This is a genomic window from Enterococcus sp. DIV1368f, from assembly GCF_051712245.1.
In the GTDB taxonomy this organism is placed as follows: Bacteria; Bacillota; Bacilli; order Lactobacillales; family Enterococcaceae; genus Enterococcus; species Enterococcus faecalis.
In genome coordinates this window covers 2,045,558-2,062,953 of record NZ_JBIOON010000001.1, presented here as the reverse complement: position 1 = coordinate 2,062,953, position 17,396 = coordinate 2,045,558, and the positions used below count along the sequence as shown (strand labels likewise).

Here is a 17,396-nt window from a genome sequence, read left to right as displayed (position 1 = left end):
ATTTTAAAGGAGATTAAAAATGAACGATTTATGGAATTTTTTAGATAATCATCCTGAAGAGAAAGAATTGATAAAGGCAAAAGCATTACAAGGTTATACAGTTGATGGAATTTTAAATGATCAACTTAATTTTGTTGCTCTAGATACTCTGTCTATTGGTCTGGAAAAATTTGGAAATATTCATTATAGTATCCAAATCCCAGAATTTAATGAATTACTAAGTAAGAAGATGGTAGTACTTTTTGTTCCTGCAGATGGAGTGGGACACTCTGGTGCCAAAGAAAGATATTTTGGATTGAGACAATGGAATACCCTGTCTCAATCTGTTCGAAAAAATACCATCATTCTTAGAATAGCTGATGTTGGCTTTGTGTCAGGATCCTATTACACATTATTTGAGCAAGAAATTTTGGATTTAATTGAAGCAAAGAAAACAGAATTTGGACTGAAGCATCAAGATATAATCTTCTATGGAAACTCTAGAGGCGGAACGGGAGCGTTATTATTAGGTATTACAGGTAATTACAAAACAGTTAGTGTAGATCCAGTAATTGATCGAGAGCCTTGGGTAAACAGTGCGGATGGTAGAATAGATCGTCAGTTAATGTTTGATTTCGTAGAAATGGATTTTTCAAATCGAATAAAAGATAAGATGGAACAGTCAAACTATGAATTAGAAAACATTACGGTGATTGCTTCTGAAGCAAATAAAAAAATGTATGAGAAAATTTACCCCTTATCTAATGGTTTTACCTTGAAAAAATTAGAATTAATGATTGATTCTGAAAATACAATTGGTATACACGGCCTTACGATAATGGAAAGTATTCATTTACAATTAGCATTAATAAATAATTATTTATTTGATTAAGTAACAGAGAAAGTAGGAGCGGAAAAATGAAAAAAGCAGCAATTATGGGCTGGTGGTATAACCAAAATTATGGATCAATCTTAACATACTATGCTCTAAACAAATATGTACAGAATAAAGGGTACGAGACGGTAATGATTGATGGACCACTAGGTTATAAAAACAGAAGTAACTTTCGAGCATGGATGCCTTTAGCGTATAATTTTTTTAAGAAAAATAATATGCCCTATACTGAGCAATTAACAAAAGAAACATTACCGACATTGAACGATTTAGAAAATCTAGATACCTTTATTTTAGGCTCTGATCAAATGTGGAATCCGTGGAATGGTTGGGTAGACGACGATGATTTCTTAGATTTTGTTTATCCTCGTAATAAAACAATTGCCTATTCTGTTTCATTAGGAAAAGCAGATACAAGTAAATATGATCCCAAATGGGTTGCAAATCGCAAAAAAGATATTACACAGTTTAATCATGTTTCTATGAGAGAAGATTTTTCTGTACAAATTATGAAGGATATTTTTCAAGAAGAAGTTATTCAAGCTCTGGATCCAACCTATCTTGTTGAAAAAAATGAATATGATTCTTTAGCTGATCAAGCTACGTTTAAACGACAAGAATCAGGAGATTATATGGCTGTCTTTTTCTTGGATATTAACAAGGAAAAAGTTCGCGTAGCATTAGCAATTGCAGAAAAATTGGGACTGAAATTAGTGGTCTTGCCTAATCCTTTAAAAGGACGTGAACTAGCGAAAAAAACATTCCCTAATACAGTAGAATATGTTTCTGAAGATACACCAGAAAATTTCTTAGCTGTTTATCGAGAAGCAAAATATATTATTACTGATTCGTTTCATGGCACTGTTTTTGCGACTATTTTCCAAAAACCGTTTTCAATTTTTTATAATGAACAACGTGGAATTGACCGCTTTAACAGCTTGATGAACCTGTTTGAGCTTGGCGAAACTAGACGTGTCTATGAGCAAAACACAAAACAAGAAATTGAAGAAAATAAAAATATTAGTTTAGCACTTGACTATCAAAAGACCGCTGGAAAGATTGCTAGAGAAAAAGAGATTTCAGATAAGTGGTTAACCGATGCGTTGACAAGTAAATTTAGCCCAGATGAAGACGAAGTATATGATGAATTTAGACAATATATTATCAATAAACCTTTGGATTTTTATCGAGCTAAAACAACTGTTCCGATTTCCGCAGCAATTGTTTTATCGCCAAATGGTACGATAAAAAATTCCAACCCTAATGAAAGCTTCTGGAAGCTAACAGATAAAGAATTAATTTTTATGAATAATCATCGTGAAGTCACTACAAGATTTAATCGTGAAAAGTTTAAGGGAAAGGAAACGTTCAGTCCTTTTAGAATCGTCGGTAAATATGTGAAAGATGAAAAAATCGAACATGTTATGTATTTGCATCCGATACAAAAACCTAAGCCTAAACCGAAACAAGGTACAGAAAAGAAAGCACTAGCAATTCCCGAGAATCTTTTAACAAGAAAACAATTAATAATGAAAATTGTGCAAAATGAGAGAATTCGTTCGTGGAAACAAGATCTTTTAGAAGAATTACCAGATTTAGAGTTATTTGTAGGTCGTGAATTAAAAGAATATGCTTCGAATTTTGTTGGTGGTCCAGCAGACCTTTTAATTTTTCCAAAAACGATAGAAGAAGTTGCTTTAATTGTAAAATATGCTAAAAATAATCAGATTCCTTTAACTGTTATCGGTAAAGGTTCAAATATTTTAGTTCGTGATGGTGGTATCCGCGGGATTACTTTAAATATGACTGCGTTGAATTATCGTAAAATTACGGGGAATGTTTTAACAGTTTCGGCAGGTGCAAGTTTAATTGAAACATCTTATTATCTACTAGAACACTTGAAATGCGGTTTAGAATGGGCAGATAATATTCCAGGAACCATTGGTGGCGCAGTTTATATGAATGCTGGGACAGTCAAGGATATTAATAGTATGTTTCTTGAAGCTACGATTGTAGATGAAAATGGAGAAATTAAAGTTTTAAATAAAGAAGATGTTCAATTTAGTCATCGCTATAGTTCATTTATGGATCATCCTGAGTGGATTATTCTAGAAACTAAATTACAGATTTCAGAAGGTAATTTAGAAAACATGGTAAATGACATGGTAGGAACTGTCGAAATTAGAGAAAGGATGCACCCACTAACACATCCAAATCATGGATCAACTTTTACTTGGGGACGGGCGCCTCGATTAATTCAACAAGCTGGCTTAGTTGGTACTAGAATTGGCGGAGTAAAAGTATCTGAAAAACATCCAGGTTTCTTTATCAATGTTGAACAAGCTTCTGCTCAAGACTATGAAGCATTAATTTATTTAATTATTGCAAAAGTTTATGAATTTTCTGGATTTTTATTAAAACCAGAAGTGAGAATTTTAGGTGCAAATATGTGGGAAGCAAGTTTAACTTTTAAATAAACAGAGGAGTGTGTGACATGAAGAAAATAATCACGATAATTGTGTCTTTAGCAATTGGTATCGGTTGTGGTTTTTGGTCAGGATATTACATCAGTAAAAAATATTCAGAAAACCAAGAGACAACTATTTCCAAAAGTACTAACTCAGAACAACCTTTGATTACAAATGGAGAGTATCAAGTAACAGCTAATTGGGATTGGAAAACATTAGTTGTTAAAGATAATGTGTGGACATTGGATGGCAAACGTATTTATGACGTTTCCACTACAAATGATAATATTGTGATTTTAAAGGGAAAAAATTTGAAATCACTTGTAGTTTATAAAATAGAAAAAGATAACGAAAAAATCAACTTATATTCTTACACCAAAGAAGGCGTTGGGAAAAAGGTATTGGCTACTCTAGTGAAAAAATAAATAATGCATTTGGTGTTTGAAATAAATTGAAAGTAACTTTGTTAGGAGAAGTTAGTAAATGAAATACAATACGAAAAATTATGACTATTTAATTGTTGGTTCGGGACCTTTTGGGGCAACGTTTGCTTGTGAAGCAGCTAAACGAGGAAAAAAAGTATTAGTGATTGAGAAACGTGCTCATATTGGTGGCAATATGTATACACATAAAGAAAATGGGATTAATGTCCATGACTATGGTGCCCATATTTTTCATACTGACAATAAAGAAGTATGGTCTTATGTCAACCAATTGACGGAATTCAATGGCTACATCAATCAAGTAGTTGCTAATTACAAAGGAGAGCTCTACAACCTACCATTCAATATGAATACGTTCTACCAAATGTGGGGGGTAAAAACGCCAGCTGAAGCACAAGCAAAAATTTCAGAGCAGCGGGAGGCAGCTGGAATTAAAGGAGCTCCAAAAAATTTAGAAGAACAAGCAATTCGTTTGATAGGAACAGACATCTATGAAAAATTAATTAAAGGCTATACAGAAAAACAGTGGGGACGTAAGGCTACGGAATTACCAAGTTTTATTATTCGCCGTTTGCCAACTCGTTTTACTTTTGATAATAATTACTTTAACCATCGCTATCAAGGCGTACCTGTCGACGGTTACACAGCTATGTTTGATAAATTGTTAGAGAGTGAATTAATTGATATTCAATTGAATAAAGACTTTTTAGCAGAGAAAGAAACTTACTTATCAGAGTTTCCAAAAATTGTTTATACAGGGATGATTGATGCATTCTTTGATTATTCTTATGGTGAATTAGAATATCGTTCAGTACGTTTTGAAAATGAAACAGTAGATTCAAACAATGCACAAGGCAATGCCGTAATTAATTATACAGATGCAGAAACCCCTTATACACGGATAATGGAATGGCGACATTTTGATCAAAAGGCCGATGAAAACAAAACGATTTTGACGAAAGAATACCCACAAGATTGGGATCGTTCAAAAGAAGCCTATTATCCTGTTAATGATGAGAAAAATTCACTTTTGTTTAGAAAATACAAAGAAAAAGCAAACGCTCAAGAAAAAGTTATTTTTGGTGGACGTTTAGCCAATTATCAATACTATGATATGGACCAAGTTTTCGGAGCAGCTTTGAAAGCAGTCGCTAAAGAATTTGGTGAAATGGCCAACTAGTGAAGGGTTAGACTCGGAGGAACAAATGGAAAAAGAACTGAAAGTTAGAACAAAATTACTTACCAAAGAATACAGTTTAGCGCAAACACGTATTGACAAATTGAAGACACTTTTTAGTATTTTTCAAAACAAAGTTCCCACATTTTGGGCGTTAAAAGGTGTTAGCCTCGACGTATATTCTGGAGAAACAATTGGTATTATTGGTTTAAATGGTTCAGGCAAATCCACTTTATCAAATATTATTTCAGGCATCACCCCTCAAACGTCAGGAGAACTTGAAATAAATGGTGAAGTTTCAATTATTTCGATTGGTGCAGGACTAAATAATAATTTAACAGGACGAGAAAACATTCGAATGAAATGTTTAATGTTGGGGGAAAAGAATAAAGAAATTGATGCCAAAATCGATGATATTATTGAATTCTCAGAATTAGGCGTTTTTATCGACCAGCCTGTTAAAACTTATTCTAGCGGTATGCGTGCTAAGCTTGGTTTTTCAATTGCGGTTCATCAAAATCCAGATATTTTAGTAATCGATGAAGCGTTATCTGTAGGAGATCAAACCTTCTATAATAAAGGCTTAAAAAAAATGCTTGCATTTAAAGAGCAAGGCAAAACTATCTTTTTTGTCTCTCATTCTATTCAACAAGTAGAGCAAATTTGTGATCGTGTAGCTTGGATGCATTATGGTGACCTACGTGCATTTGGTGAAACTAAGCATATTTTAAAGGAATATCGTGCTTTCTTGCACCGTTATAATCATTTCACTGAACCGCAAAAAGAATCGTATCAGAGAGATGGCAAGGCCAAACAGAGAAATTTTTCTTTGGAACAACTTCAAGAAACAATTCTTGAAAAAGCCAATCAACAAGTAGGCAGTCGCCGGACGACTAAAGAAGTCATAAAATTTACTACTAAAAATAAAATTGGAGATAAAATGACTCTTGGTACGAAGAGCTTGTTAATTTTGCTACTTTGTATGATTTTTTATGTAAGTCTTACCTTTGTAAAAGGTATTTCATTAACAACAGCTTTTATTCATCCAGCAGAAACAATTCAACGTATATTTGTTCCTGAGAAAGTAGCAGGTAAGGATTCAAGCGCTGTGAAAACGTCTAAAACTAAACCAACTTCAACAAAAGAATCTATCCAGCAGGAGGAAGTACAGTCTAGTTCAACGAACGTACCAGAAAATAATAATAGTGAACAAGCTGTGTCGACATATACAGTGGAAGTTGGAGATTCAGTCAGTTTGATTGCTGAAAATCACGGACTCACTATAGAACAACTTCAAACTTTGAATCCAGAAATCATTGAGGTACCTATTTATCCTGGACAAGTGTTGAAATTGAAAGAGGTGACTGAATAATGCGCGAGGTAAAATTAATTTTAGCTGAACAGTTTTCATATTTAGGCGTTGCACAACGAATTGCTAAATACAGTAATAAAGCATTATATCAAAGCCACATCTTAGGAAATTTATGGCAAATTTTAAGTCCTTTAATTCAGTTAGGTGTCTATTATTTTGCTTTTGGTATTGCCCTTGGTGGTGCTCGAACCGTAAAAGGAGGAGTATCCTATATCGCTTGGTTGATGGTAGGATTAAGTACATGGATTTTTTTAAGTACAGTAACGAAACAAGCTTCTAGTTCTGTTTATATGCAAGTTGGCATGGTTTCTAGAATGAAGTTTCCAATAAGTATTTTGCCAATGGTTAAAATATTTTCTGAGTTACCAAGTTATTTTGCGTTCACTACGTTAGCAGCAATTGTGTCAATCTCGACAGGCGAAAAGATTTCTATTTATTGGATTCAGCTACCTTACTATATTGTAGCGATGATTATCTTTTTATATAGTTTTAGTCTGATTAATTCAACGATTGCTGCATTAATTAGGGATTATCAAATTTTCTTGAATTCTATTATCCAAGTATTAATGTATATGTCAGGGGTCTTTTGGGATTTAAGTACAAAGAATTTACCGTCTTGGTTATCAAAAATTCTTATGTTGAATCCTTACGCATATATTATTAATGGATTTCGAGATACATTTTTCTATAAAAGATGGTTTTTTGAAGATAAGCCCCAACTTGTTGTTTTTTGGCTAACAACATTAGTAATATTTATCGTAGGGGCTCATTTACATGTCAAGTTCAGAAGTAAATTTGTTGATTATATGTAACATGTGAAGAAGTAAAACCACCGTATACTGACAAGAATACGGTGGTTTTACTCTTTAATTGACAATAGCCTTCTCTTTAAAGAGAAGGCTATCTAACGAATCAATATTATTATTTTAAAGTTGGATCAGACTATTTCTAGTATTCAAGTATTTTTCATTTAAGCGATGTATTCCCTACCTCTAATACATCCTTGTATCTCTCTAGACACGCCAGTTTTGAATAAAATCATCAAAACAATTGAATGGTTCGTTTAAAAATATTTTTCGTGTTCTAATTATTATAACATAAAACTCGTCAACTGACCACTAGCTGACGAGTTCATAATTTTTCCAGATAAATAGACAGCCGTTTTCCGCCGACTGTCTAAGATTAAGATAGATTTGTAAAGAAGTGAATAAATGCTTCCTACTATCTCTTTATAACATGAGGAAAAGAAAACTGCAAAAGATAGCTGTGTTTTTTGAAAAAAAAGATCAGCTGGTTTCCGCCAGCTGATCATCCGTTGAAAAGAGATATAAAGAAGTGAATAAAGCTTGCTTTACCTCTATTTTATACCATGTTTTGATTCAAATAACTATTCAGTATTAGTTATACTTAAATAATAAATATGTATACGGATGTATTGTTTTGGGGTATAGTCATAGAGAAAAGAGGGAACGTTTATGAAAAAATTTTGTTTAAGTTATAGCTCTGGTAAAGATTGTTTATTGGCGATGGATCGATTGATACAAGCAGGAAATCAGCCAGTAGCGTTAGTGACAACACTAAGTGAAGAAATTAATCGTTCTTGGTTTCACGGGATACCAATCTCCGTCTTAGAAGCAGCAGCCGAAGCGTTAGATTTACCACTTGTTATATCACATAACAATGAAACAAATTACACAGAAAAAGTGGTTGAGGCACTGCAGGAAACCAAAAAATTAGGTGCAGAAACGGTTTGTTTTGGTGATATAGATATTGAACAAAATGGTGCTTGGGATCGCCAAGTTGCATTAAGTGCTGGGCTTGAGCCACAATTACCTCTTTGGCAGGAAAATCGCGAAGCACTTGTGAAAGAATTCTTGGCAAAAGGGTACACAGCAATTATCAAAACGGTCAGCAAAGAGGCAGGTATTCCAATAAAATTTTTAGGAGAACCGTTAGATGAAACATTTATCACGTACCTTAAAGAGCATCAATTAGATATTTGCGGAGAAAACGGGGAGTACCATACATTGGTAATTGACGGCCCGCTATTTAAAAAGAGGCTCAATTATTATACTTCAGGAATTTATGAAAGTCCTTATGCTTATTCCTTGATTATTGATGCTTAAATGAAAGTAAAAGGACACAAGCTGCCACTTTTTCTAGGGATATGCTATAATTAACTTAAGAAAAGTAGAGAAAGTGAGTGGTTAATTATGGAAGAAACTGTCTTTTTTAATTTAGGAAATGCCCTTGCTTCAAAAAGAGATCAAAAAGAATTAATTAAAGAAGCCCAAATTGCGAAAGATACTCGAAAGATTCCAGGAAAACTGATTATCGTTGAAGATGAAGAAAATGGTACCCATATTTTATTTGAATTAGCTGATCAAACAGAACCGTCTGCTGAAACAAAAGAATTCAAAGTGAAAAAAGTAATCGATTAATATAAAAGCAACGAATTTTTCTAAATTCGTTGCTTTTATATATTTTTTTACACAAATGATACAAAAAGCATATCAAAATCAAATAAATGATTAGTATACTTGAAGCAACAAATAGGAATCAAACGTTTTGAGGTGTTCTTTCATGGGAAATCGAGGAATTTTATTTGATAAAGATGGTACGTGTATTCGTTTTGACACTCTTTGGCAAGCAGGTTTGAAAGCTTGTTTTGAAACACTAAGTATGTTAGCCCCTCATCATTCAGCAGAAATAAAAAAGATATTAGCTATTCAGGAGCAACGTTTTTTGCAAAAACATTTACTTGATGAAGTCCTTTATCAGGAACTGTATCAGGAATTGGCGCAATTTGAGGAATTAGTCGAACAGGGAATCAGCAGTCGATGGCTGGAGCAATTTTTTTATGATTATTTACGAAAAAATCTGAAAAAGATTGAACCAATTGGTGATTTAAAACAGTTATTCCTTGAGCTGAAACGGGAGAACTATAAAATTGGATTAGCAACTTCAGATACTTTGCCAGCAACTATGTTGATTATGGAATATCTTGGTTTAACAGAAATGTTTGATTTTATTGCGACAGGAGATCGTTACTTACCGAAACCAGATGCGGACATGCTCCAAGCCTTTTGTCAGTCATGTCAATTGAAGGCGACAGAAGTAATTATGGTGGGGGATTCGCTCGTGGATGTTTTCATGGGAACTTGTCATGGTAAAGCAGGAATTGGTGTTTTAACCGGCAACTGCCAGTCAACTGATTTTGAAAAGTTTGAAGTAGCCTATTTCCGTGATATTCATGAAATACCTTATCAAGAATTATGGGAAAATACCAAGAAGAAAAAAATCCTGAAAAGGTGACGAGTCTTTTCAGGATTTTTTTATTAATCCAATTGAAGCAATTGCCGTTTCTTTTGTTGAAATTCTTCTTCTGTTAGAATTCCTTCATCTACTAACAGTTTTAAATTTCTTAACTCAGCCATTACGTCTTCAATAGCGCTAGATATGTTTTTTTGTGAATCAGATAGCTTTGGTTCAATCGGTTGGTTTTCATCATTCTTTATAGGAGTTGGTATTTCTTTTTCTTTTATTCGACGAACAATAGTGTCTAATGATGGAAAGGGCTCGTTCGGCGTTGAAACGGGCTCTATCGATCGCTAATTGACGATCAAATTCAGTAGTTTGCTCACTAAGTGTCTTTAAAAAGGAAATAGTGATGGTTGGACGTTGCAAATCATCTAGATTAATCAAAATATAGACACTACTAACGCGATCATAAGGTACGTTTTCTTCTGTAAAATGGGTATTTTTTTTCTCTAAAATTTTGTAATCAGCGATAATGCTTACGGGCAAAATTTTTGATGAACCAACCAGTCGGAATTTTTTTTCAGGTTCATCGAATTCAATCGAGCCAGCAATAGTTGTTGTAGGGTTGAACAGCCGGTTGTCTTCTTGGACATTTCTTAAATCCGTCAATGTCCAAGTTTGGGTATATCCTTGTCCCTGGACACCGAGTTGACCTGCACATTTCTTACAGATTTGGTAATTATCTGAAGTTAAATATTTTCCTTTATTATCCTGACAAAGAGCACATAGATTTCCATAAACTTCAGCATTTTTTTCATTTGCTTTTGCGATTTCAGACTGCTTGTTTATTAACTCTTGTATTTGTTGTAAATCAGCTAAACTTTTTTTATCAACGGACCAAGTGGATACTTTAAGTTTTTTTAAACAGCTTTTTCCTACGCGATAAAAATCACTCGTAAAGTACTTACCAGTTTCCTCTTCGCAAAGATAACATAAATTACCCTTTGCTTGCATTGCTTGATCTTTTTTTATAATCTCTTCTTGACGTTTTATAATACTTTCCATTGTTCGATCTTTAATTTCTTTCGGTTTTAATTCTAAATGTTCTGCACAATGTTTACAGATACTGTGATTATCAAAGGTGATGATTTTACCAGGATTAAGATCACACAATTCGCACATACTTTTCATGGGATGACTCCTTTTTGTTAAGATAAATTAATTTTACCATTCAGAAAACATAGTAACAAGAATCCACGGTAAATAAAAAGCCCAAATTGGGCTTTAATGGAAGGGGATGTCCTTCAAAATTTAGTTTAAATTTTGAATAGCGTATTCTGCTTCTTCAGGAGTAAATTTTTCACCATATTCAGATGTTAATTGATCACGAATTGCATCTGGTGACATATCCATATTTTCTTGATAATCTTTCGCTTTTTTCAAAGCATTGGCATTCCAATCGGCTTCTAAATGATCGATTGCGTATTGTCCAGCTTCAGGAGTGAATTTCTCACCATATTCAGATGTCAGCTGATCATAAATACCTGCTTTTGACATAGACATAATTTTTGCATATGATTGCGCTTTTTTTAATGCTGATTTGTATTCTCTTGGTACATCAGGAGCCGCTTCTTCAGAAGGTTTTGTTTCTGGTGTTTCTGCTTTCTTTTTATCTGCTTCGGATGCTGCTTCAGACATTTTTTCTTTTACTTTAGAGACGAAAGAATTTTCTTTACTTTGTGATGTTTTGATTTCTTTCGTAGAGGTTGAAGTTTTCACTTCTTTACTACTTGAAGAGGAGCTATTTTTAGTAGATTGACTCGTTTCTTTTGTAGGCAAAGAAGTAGCTTTTTTCTCTTCTTTTCCCATGCCACTGCCCCCAATGGCTAAAACTACAACTACAACAACCCAGAACCAAACTTTTTTATAAAACGGTTTTTTTATAGATGAATTACCAGATATGTTTTTTTTCATTCACTAACTCTCTCTTTCTTGTTATTTTTTGTAGCGCTTACTAAAAAGACAATCCCCAAAATGATAGTAAGTCTATTCATGAAAATAAGTATACCGCCATGTGTAAAAATAACACACCACAGTATACTTATTTTATCATTATTCCATAAAAATAACACCATTATTTTTATGAAATAATTAAAAAAGATAAAAAATCTAAAAACTTCGACCGCCGCCACCGAATGTGCCGCCGCCAGTTGAGTGGGTGGTGCTACCACCACCGCCCATTCCGCCACTGCCGCCATTGTTTTTAGGAATACGACGCGTAGTGATAAAAGAATTGGTTAACTGATCTGTGCGGGAGGTTAAGTTTAAAGTTGTTTTTTCCCTAAAAGGATATTGATAACTTGAAAATTTTAATTGGTATTTAGAAATATTGATGCCTAAGAAGACCAAACTGAGTATCAGCGCAGCAGCAAAAGCAATTACCATTTCCAGCGGGGTAATGACTTTATAACGGGTAATTTTACCTGTTTCGCTATCCACACGATAGTGCCCCCCAGGAACCCCTTTATCAACAAATGCTTGAGTTTCCTGAACAAAGGTTTGAGCAGCCGCGAAATAATTTCCTTGACTCATACTATCCCATATTTTATCTAAGGTATCATCAATTCGCGCATCTGTCATATAATCAATCATGTTTCCAGAAGTAGAGATGTAGATTTTCCGTAAGTCCATATCAATGAGAAAAAGAATCGCATTTTGGTCCTTGCCAACTTTATTTAAAAGATAATGGTCTGCATATTCTTGTTCATCGCCATAGGTATTATTATTTGTGGTCACAATAAAGACAGAGGCTTTTGTTTTTTCTTCTAAAGGTTGTATCTCTTGCTTTAGTTGGTTGATTTGATCAGGTGTCAGTAATTGTGCACCATCATCAATTGAATTTTCAGCCGCCGAAACGGGTAGGGCAAGGCCAAAGGCAAGAAGTATTAGGAAAAAAATAGGTAAAAGTCGTTTTTTCATAGGAAATAACCTCCTAATAAAAAGAGTGCTAAGAGTCCAGCGAAAATGCCTAACGTTGCTAGTCCTAAACGAGTGTAACTAATTGGAAGCACACCGCTTACTTTACCTGTTTGTCCATTCATGGCGTAATAATAAACTTTTTTTGATTGTTCCTGACTGCGATAGGTGACTAACCAAATTGGCAAAAGCATATAGTGATTATTTTCTTGGTTTAGAGAAATATCCGTGCGAACATTTGTCAACGTAGTATAACCAGAAGCAGAGTCCCGTAACAATGATTCCGAATAATCTTGTAATTCTTGTTGGACGTGTTTTTTGATTGATTCATATTCAATATCGCGTTTTTCTGCTTGAAAACCTGCTAGGTATTGGCTTTTGAAAGGCACTGCTTGATCAATTAAAAATGGTTGAACGCCTTCCACCATTTTTTGTTGGACGTTTTTTGACAAGGCATTTTTAACTAATTCTTTAAACGATAATTTTCCTGAACGTCCCACATTGAAACGTTTTGTTTCGGTGTATTCAATATCACCTACGCGCCAAATGCGAATACTTGTGCCAGTAGCTTGGAGTTGTCCGTCGACTTCTGCATCAACGACCCAATAGGGGAAGTAAACCCCAGTTAATTTATCGATTTGATTTTTGCTGAAAAAATCTCGAGGAATGAACCATTTTTTCTTGGTCCAAGCGAGAAATTTTTCAATCGCTTCGTCTTTTTCAATTGTAAAGGGTAAGACGTTTTCTGGTAAAAATTCGCCACTTAATCGACCAGCCAAGACAACTGGATTATGGCAATAATAACAGTATGTGGCTGCCGTTGTTGCATCGGTGACAATTTGAGCGCCACAGCTTGGACAATTAAAAATTTCCATTGTACCTGCATTTGCAGTTGTCTCATTCTCAGTGGTCTCTGTTTGTTGCGTAGCGGAGGATTCTTCTTCCGCCGTGAAAGTCAAATTTTCCTCGGCAGTCGTTGTTGAGGGATTCTCTAAATGCGCCTCATGTTGCTGTTGCTCATAACGAGTCACTTCTTCTTCCGTGTAAATATTTAAACAATATTCACAATGAAATTTTTGATCTTTGGGATTAAATAAGAGCGGGCCGCCACAGTTGGGGCATTTATGGGTAAATGTTGTTTCCATTGCAACCGTCCTTTCTAATAGAGTGAGTAAATAACAGGAATCTGATTCAAAGAAAAAGGGTAGACTTGTGCCTGACCCTTTTCTTTAATTGTTCACTACTTGCTTATAAAGGAACCCCTTGGAATGGTTTACCACAATGTGGACAGAACTTAGGAATACCATTACTTAAGTCAACAATTTCGCTACATTCACTACATTTCATTTCTAATTTTGGTTTTTCGTTTGTTGGTTTTGGTGTACCACAGTTTGAACAAAACTTCCCAGTGTTTTCAGTCCCACATTGTGGGCAAGTCCAAGTGTCTGTAGCCCCTTGTGCGTTTTGCTGGTTTTGTTTTTCTTGCATTTGTTGTTGGTTTGTTTGAGACGCTTGCGCAAAGTAGTTGCCATTCGCATTCATGCCCATACCAACGCCCATAAAGCCGCTCATAGCGCCACCTTCATTTTTACCAGCAGCCTCCATACCACGAGCCAAGGAACCTTGAACATAGCCTTCGCGAACACCTGGATCGCTGAGCATAGCACCTTCATTTCGCATGTTGATTAATTTAGTTGAATCATCTGTATAAGAAATGCTTGCAACTGCTACAGAAACAATTTCCATGCCGCGATTGGTGCGCCAATCCTCGTCAAGCGCAGTTTGCATATATTTGCTTAATTCAACACTTTTTGAGGGAACGTAAGAAATACGTTGCCCATCAGCAGACATTTGATTGATTGCTGCTTGCAATGCTGTAATGAACTCTGCCAAATATTGTTCATTAATATCATTAATATCTACTTGCGTTTGGTTTTTAGGAATCGCATTAGTATAAAATAGCAAAGGATCTGTAATTTTAATTGAGTAATTTCCGTGTGCACGTAAGAAAAGTTCGGCATTATAAAAATTATCAAAATAGTTTAATGGCGCAGGTGTTCCAAATTTAATGCCCTTAATTTCTTGCAAATTAATATAAAAAACTTGTTGTTTTTGTGGAGTTACGCCACCAAATTTGAAACGACTGAAGGTCTCTGCAATCGCATCTTTTAAAGAACCGTTAAACATTGAAGGCGCAGAATCATTTTTGACTGTATAATAGCCTTCTTCAGCAGTGTAATCGATGATTTTGCCACCATCGACAAGAAGCATCATCATGTTGGGATAGACATGTACAACAGATCCATCTGTTAAAACATCGTCCGTTCCTTTACGATTAGAACCACGTTTATCATCTTTACGTACAAAAACACCTTTTGTCATGACGGTTGTGTCCCCCATATTATCAGGTTCAATAACCTCTAGCCATTGATCGGCCAAGCCACCGCCAACTGAACTTGTTGCTGCTTTAATAAGTCCCATGTTCATTCCTCCTAATAAAAAACTAATTGTTACAGCTAGTATACCATACAATGAATGCAGAGAAATCCAACGAAAGCCTGATGAAATGGAAAAATTTGATCAAACTTTATTAAGAAATTAAAAAAAGTATAGGTGAAACACAAGCATTTTAAAAAAAGTTACGTATAATAGAAGAAAAGACATATTATATAGTTAGGGGATTATTGAATGGAACGAAGCAATCGTAATAAAAAATCTTCAAAAAAACCACTTATTCTTGGTGTTTCTGCCTTGGTTCTAATCGCTGCTGCCGGTGGCGGGTATTATGCTTATAGTCAATGGCAAGCCAAACAAGAATTAGCCGAAGCGAAGAAAACAGCTACTACATTTTTAAACGTATTGTCAAAACAGGAATTTGATAAGTTACCGTCCGTTGTTCAAGAAGCTAGCTTAAAGAAAAATGGCTATGATACTAAATCTGTTGTTGAAAAATACCAAGCAATTTATTCAGGGATTCAAGCAGAAGGAGTCAAAGCTAGTGATGTTCAAGTCAAAAAGGCGAAAGACAATCAATACACATTTACCTATAAATTATCGATGAGCACTCCTTTAGGCGAAATGAAAGATTTGTCTTATCAATCAAGTATCGCCAAGAAAGGTGATACCTACCAAATCGCTTGGAAGCCGTCTTTAATTTTTCCAGATATGTCAGGAAATGATAAAATTTCGATTCAAGTAGATAATGCCAAACGTGGAGAAATTGTCGATCGTAATGGTAGTGGGCTAGCAATTAACAAAGTGTTTGACGAAGTGGGCGTAGTGCCTGGCAAACTCGGTTCTGGCGCAGAAAAAACAGCCAATATCAAAGCTTTTAGTGATAAGTTCGGCGTTTCTGTTGATGAAATCAATCAAAAGTTAAGCCAAGGATGGGTCCAAGCAGACTCCTTTGTACCAATCACAGTTGCTTCTGAACCAGTGACAGAATTACCAACAGGGGCTGCGACAAAAGACACAGAGTCACGTTATTATCCGCTGGGGGAAGCAGCTGCGCAATTAATCGGGTATACGGGCACCATTACTGCAGAAGATATTGAAAAAAATCCAGAGTTAAGTAGTACGGGCGTAATTGGTAAAACTGGCTTAGAACGAGCGTTTGATAAAGAATTAAGAGGGCAAGATGGTGGCTCACTAGTTATTTTAGATGACAAAGAGAATGTCAAAAAAGCTTTACAAACCAAAGAGAAAAAAGATGGTCAAACGATTAAATTAACGATTGACAGTGGCGTACAACAACAAGCCTTCGCTATATTTGACAAACGCCCTGGTAGTGCGGTCATTACCGATCCTCAAAAAGGCGATTTATTAGCAACGGTTAGTTCACCTTCGTATGATCCTAATAAAATGGCCAATGGCATTTCTCAAAAAGAATATGATGCTTACAATAACAACAAAGATTTACCATTCACAGCACGTTTTGCGACAGGCTATGCACCAGGCTCTACCTTTAAAACAATTACCGGTGCCATTGGTTTAGATGCAGGGACATTGAAGCCAGATGAAGAGCTAGAAATTAATGGCTTGAAATGGCAAAAAGATAAATCTTGGGGCGGCTATTTTGCGACACGTGTAAAAGAAGCAAGTCCAGTCAATCTGCGTACCGCTTTAGTTAATTCAGATAATATTTATTTTGCCCAACAAACATTACGTATGGGGGAAGACAAATTTAGAGCGGGTCTTAATAAATTCATTTTCGGTGAGGAACTAGATTTACCAATTGCCATGACGCCTGCTCAAATTTCAAATGAAGATAAATTTAATTCTGAAATTCTTTTAGCAGATACGGGCTACGGTCAAGGCCAATTGTTAATTTCGCCAATCCAGCAAGCTACCATGTATAGTGTTTTCCAAAATAATGGAACATTAGTCTATCCAAAATTAGTTTTAGACAAAGAAACAAAGAAAAAAGACAATGTAATCAGCGCCAACGCAGCGAATACAATTGCCACAGATCTTTTAGGTAGTGTGGAAGATCCTTCAGGTTATGTTTATAATATGTACAATCCGAACTTCTCATTGGCTGCTAAAACAGGAACAGCTGAAATAAAAGATAAACAAGATACAGATGGCAAAGAAAACAGTTTCCTTCTAACGTTAGATCGTAGTAACAATAAATTCTTAACAATGATTATGGTTGAAAATTCAGGAGAAAATGGTTCTGCAACAGATATCAGTAAACCATTAATTGATTACTTAGAAGCAACCATTAAATAAAAAGAGAAAATGAACGAAACGAGGTTTCTGTAAAAAGAAACCTCGTTTTCCCTTTTTAGAAAAAGGAAAGTGTGCTACAATGAAGCGACTAAAT

Annotated in this window: 16 protein-coding genes; 10 read left to right on the top strand and 6 right to left on the bottom strand. The window is 35.0% G+C overall.

Annotation, left to right across the window (positions count from 1 at the left end; translation table 11 throughout):
* Positions 1 to 19 precede the first annotated feature (19 nt).
* The 9 genes from cpsF (at position 20) to IGL07_RS10015 (ending at position 9,649) form a co-directional block, all read left to right on the top strand.
* Entirely contained in the window at positions 20 to 871 is an 852-nt protein-coding gene (cpsF, locus tag IGL07_RS10055; RefSeq protein ID WP_002367100.1) for a casular polysaccharide biosynthesis protein CpsF, read from the top strand.
* Positions 872 to 897: 26 nt separating this feature from the next.
* Positions 898 to 3,351: a UDP-N-acetylmuramate dehydrogenase gene (gene murB / locus IGL07_RS10050; protein WP_010817528.1), complete on the top strand. Its 2,454-nt coding sequence runs from the start codon at positions 898 to 900 to the stop codon at positions 3,349 to 3,351.
* Between the two features lie 17 nt (positions 3,352 to 3,368).
* Positions 3,369 to 3,767 carry a lipoprotein CpsH gene (gene cpsH, locus IGL07_RS10045; protein WP_002387128.1) on the top strand — a complete coding sequence of 133 codons (399 nt, stop codon included), beginning with the start codon at positions 3,369 to 3,371 and terminating at the stop codon, positions 3,765 to 3,767.
* Positions 3,768 to 3,825: 58 nt separating this feature from the next.
* Positions 3,826 to 4,965 carry a UDP-galactopyranose mutase gene (glf, locus tag IGL07_RS10040; RefSeq protein WP_002376666.1) on the top strand — a complete coding sequence of 380 codons (1,140 nt, stop codon included), beginning with the start codon at positions 3,826 to 3,828 and terminating at the stop codon, positions 4,963 to 4,965.
* Entirely contained in the window at positions 4,949 to 6,334 is a 1,386-nt protein-coding gene (locus IGL07_RS10035; RefSeq protein ID WP_025189573.1) for an ATP-binding cassette domain-containing protein, read from the top strand. The genes glf and IGL07_RS10035 overlap by 17 nt, the downstream gene beginning before the upstream one ends.
* Positions 6,334 to 7,146: an ABC transporter permease gene (locus IGL07_RS10030; protein WP_002362627.1), complete on the top strand. Its 813-nt coding sequence runs from the start codon at positions 6,334 to 6,336 to the stop codon at positions 7,144 to 7,146. The genes IGL07_RS10035 and IGL07_RS10030 overlap by 1 nt, the downstream gene beginning before the upstream one ends.
* 663 nt (positions 7,147 to 7,809) lie before the next feature.
* On the top strand, positions 7,810 to 8,460 hold the full coding sequence (locus IGL07_RS10025) for a diphthine--ammonia ligase (protein ID WP_010817527.1): 651 nt from the start codon (positions 7,810 to 7,812) through the stop codon (positions 8,458 to 8,460).
* 87 nt (positions 8,461 to 8,547) lie between these two features.
* Entirely contained in the window at positions 8,548 to 8,775 is a 228-nt protein-coding gene (locus IGL07_RS10020) for a hypothetical protein (protein ID WP_002362220.1), read from the top strand.
* Between the two features lie 142 nt (positions 8,776 to 8,917).
* Positions 8,918 to 9,649, top strand: coding sequence for an HAD family hydrolase (locus IGL07_RS10015; protein ID WP_010817526.1), 732 nt, complete (start codon positions 8,918 to 8,920; stop codon positions 9,647 to 9,649).
* Positions 9,650 to 9,672: 23 nt separating this feature from the next.
* Here the strand turns inward: IGL07_RS10015 and IGL07_RS10010 are convergent, their stop codons facing one another.
* The 6 genes from IGL07_RS10010 to IGL07_RS09985 form a co-directional block, all read right to left on the bottom strand.
* Positions 9,673 to 9,891, bottom strand: coding sequence for an SHOCT domain-containing protein (locus IGL07_RS10010; RefSeq protein WP_438747459.1), 219 nt, complete (start codon positions 9,889 to 9,891; stop codon positions 9,673 to 9,675).
* Positions 9,842 to 10,786, bottom strand: coding sequence for an SHOCT domain-containing protein (locus tag IGL07_RS10005; protein WP_438747357.1), 945 nt, complete (start codon positions 10,784 to 10,786; stop codon positions 9,842 to 9,844). Before IGL07_RS10005 ends, IGL07_RS10010 begins: the two co-directional genes overlap by 50 nt.
* A gap of 120 nt (positions 10,787 to 10,906) precedes the next feature.
* Positions 10,907 to 11,569: an Ltp family lipoprotein gene (locus tag IGL07_RS10000; RefSeq protein WP_010817524.1), complete on the bottom strand. Its 663-nt coding sequence runs from the start codon at positions 11,567 to 11,569 to the stop codon at positions 10,907 to 10,909.
* Between the two features lie 195 nt (positions 11,570 to 11,764).
* On the bottom strand, positions 11,765 to 12,574 hold the full coding sequence (locus IGL07_RS09995) for a TPM domain-containing protein (RefSeq protein WP_010817523.1): 810 nt from the start codon (positions 12,572 to 12,574) through the stop codon (positions 11,765 to 11,767).
* Complete coding sequence (locus IGL07_RS09990) at positions 12,571 to 13,716, bottom strand: hypothetical protein (protein WP_010817522.1); 1,146 nt, start codon at positions 13,714 to 13,716, stop codon at positions 12,571 to 12,573. The genes IGL07_RS09995 and IGL07_RS09990 overlap by 4 nt, the downstream gene beginning before the upstream one ends.
* A gap of 103 nt (positions 13,717 to 13,819) precedes the next feature.
* Positions 13,820 to 15,052 carry an SPFH domain-containing protein gene (locus IGL07_RS09985; protein WP_002356656.1) on the bottom strand — a complete coding sequence of 411 codons (1,233 nt, stop codon included), beginning with the start codon at positions 15,050 to 15,052 and terminating at the stop codon, positions 13,820 to 13,822.
* Positions 15,053 to 15,259: 207 nt separating this feature from the next.
* Between IGL07_RS09985 and pbp4 the strand changes: the two genes are divergently transcribed.
* Positions 15,260 to 17,302: a penicillin-binding protein PBP4(5) gene (gene pbp4 / locus IGL07_RS09980; protein ID WP_002356658.1), complete on the top strand. Its 2,043-nt coding sequence runs from the start codon at positions 15,260 to 15,262 to the stop codon at positions 17,300 to 17,302.
* The last annotated feature ends 94 nt before the right edge of the window (positions 17,303 to 17,396 follow it).

What these genes read in the sequence shown, in the direction of transcription:
- cpsF (WP_002367100.1), top strand. Translation starts at nt 20, where the DNA reads ATGAACGATTTATGGAATTTTTTAGATAATCATCCTGAAGAGAAAGAA.
- murB (WP_010817528.1), top strand. Translation starts at nt 898, where the DNA reads ATGAAAAAAGCAGCAATTATGGGCTGGTGGTATAACCAAAATTATGGA.
- cpsH (WP_002387128.1), top strand. Translation starts at nt 3,369, where the DNA reads ATGAAGAAAATAATCACGATAATTGTGTCTTTAGCAATTGGTATCGGT.
- glf (WP_002376666.1), top strand. Translation starts at nt 3,826, where the DNA reads ATGAAATACAATACGAAAAATTATGACTATTTAATTGTTGGTTCGGGA.
- IGL07_RS10030 (WP_002362627.1), top strand. Translation starts at nt 6,334, where the DNA reads ATGCGCGAGGTAAAATTAATTTTAGCTGAACAGTTTTCATATTTAGGC.
- IGL07_RS10025 (WP_010817527.1), top strand. Translation starts at nt 7,810, where the DNA reads ATGAAAAAATTTTGTTTAAGTTATAGCTCTGGTAAAGATTGTTTATTG.
- IGL07_RS10020 (WP_002362220.1), top strand. Translation starts at nt 8,548, where the DNA reads ATGGAAGAAACTGTCTTTTTTAATTTAGGAAATGCCCTTGCTTCAAAA.
- IGL07_RS10015 (WP_010817526.1), top strand. Translation starts at nt 8,918, where the DNA reads ATGGGAAATCGAGGAATTTTATTTGATAAAGATGGTACGTGTATTCGT.
- IGL07_RS10005 (WP_438747357.1), bottom strand. Translation starts at nt 10,786, where the DNA reads ATGAAAAGTATGTGCGAATTGTGTGATCTTAATCCTGGTAAAATCATC.
- IGL07_RS10000 (WP_010817524.1), bottom strand. Translation starts at nt 11,569, where the DNA reads ATGAAAAAAAACATATCTGGTAATTCATCTATAAAAAAACCGTTTTAT.
- IGL07_RS09995 (WP_010817523.1), bottom strand. Translation starts at nt 12,574, where the DNA reads ATGAAAAAACGACTTTTACCTATTTTTTTCCTAATACTTCTTGCCTTT.
- IGL07_RS09990 (WP_010817522.1), bottom strand. Translation starts at nt 13,716, where the DNA reads ATGGAAACAACATTTACCCATAAATGCCCCAACTGTGGCGGCCCGCTC.
- IGL07_RS09985 (WP_002356656.1), bottom strand. Translation starts at nt 15,052, where the DNA reads ATGGGACTTATTAAAGCAGCAACAAGTTCAGTTGGCGGTGGCTTGGCC.
- pbp4 (WP_002356658.1), top strand. Translation starts at nt 15,260, where the DNA reads ATGGAACGAAGCAATCGTAATAAAAAATCTTCAAAAAAACCACTTATT.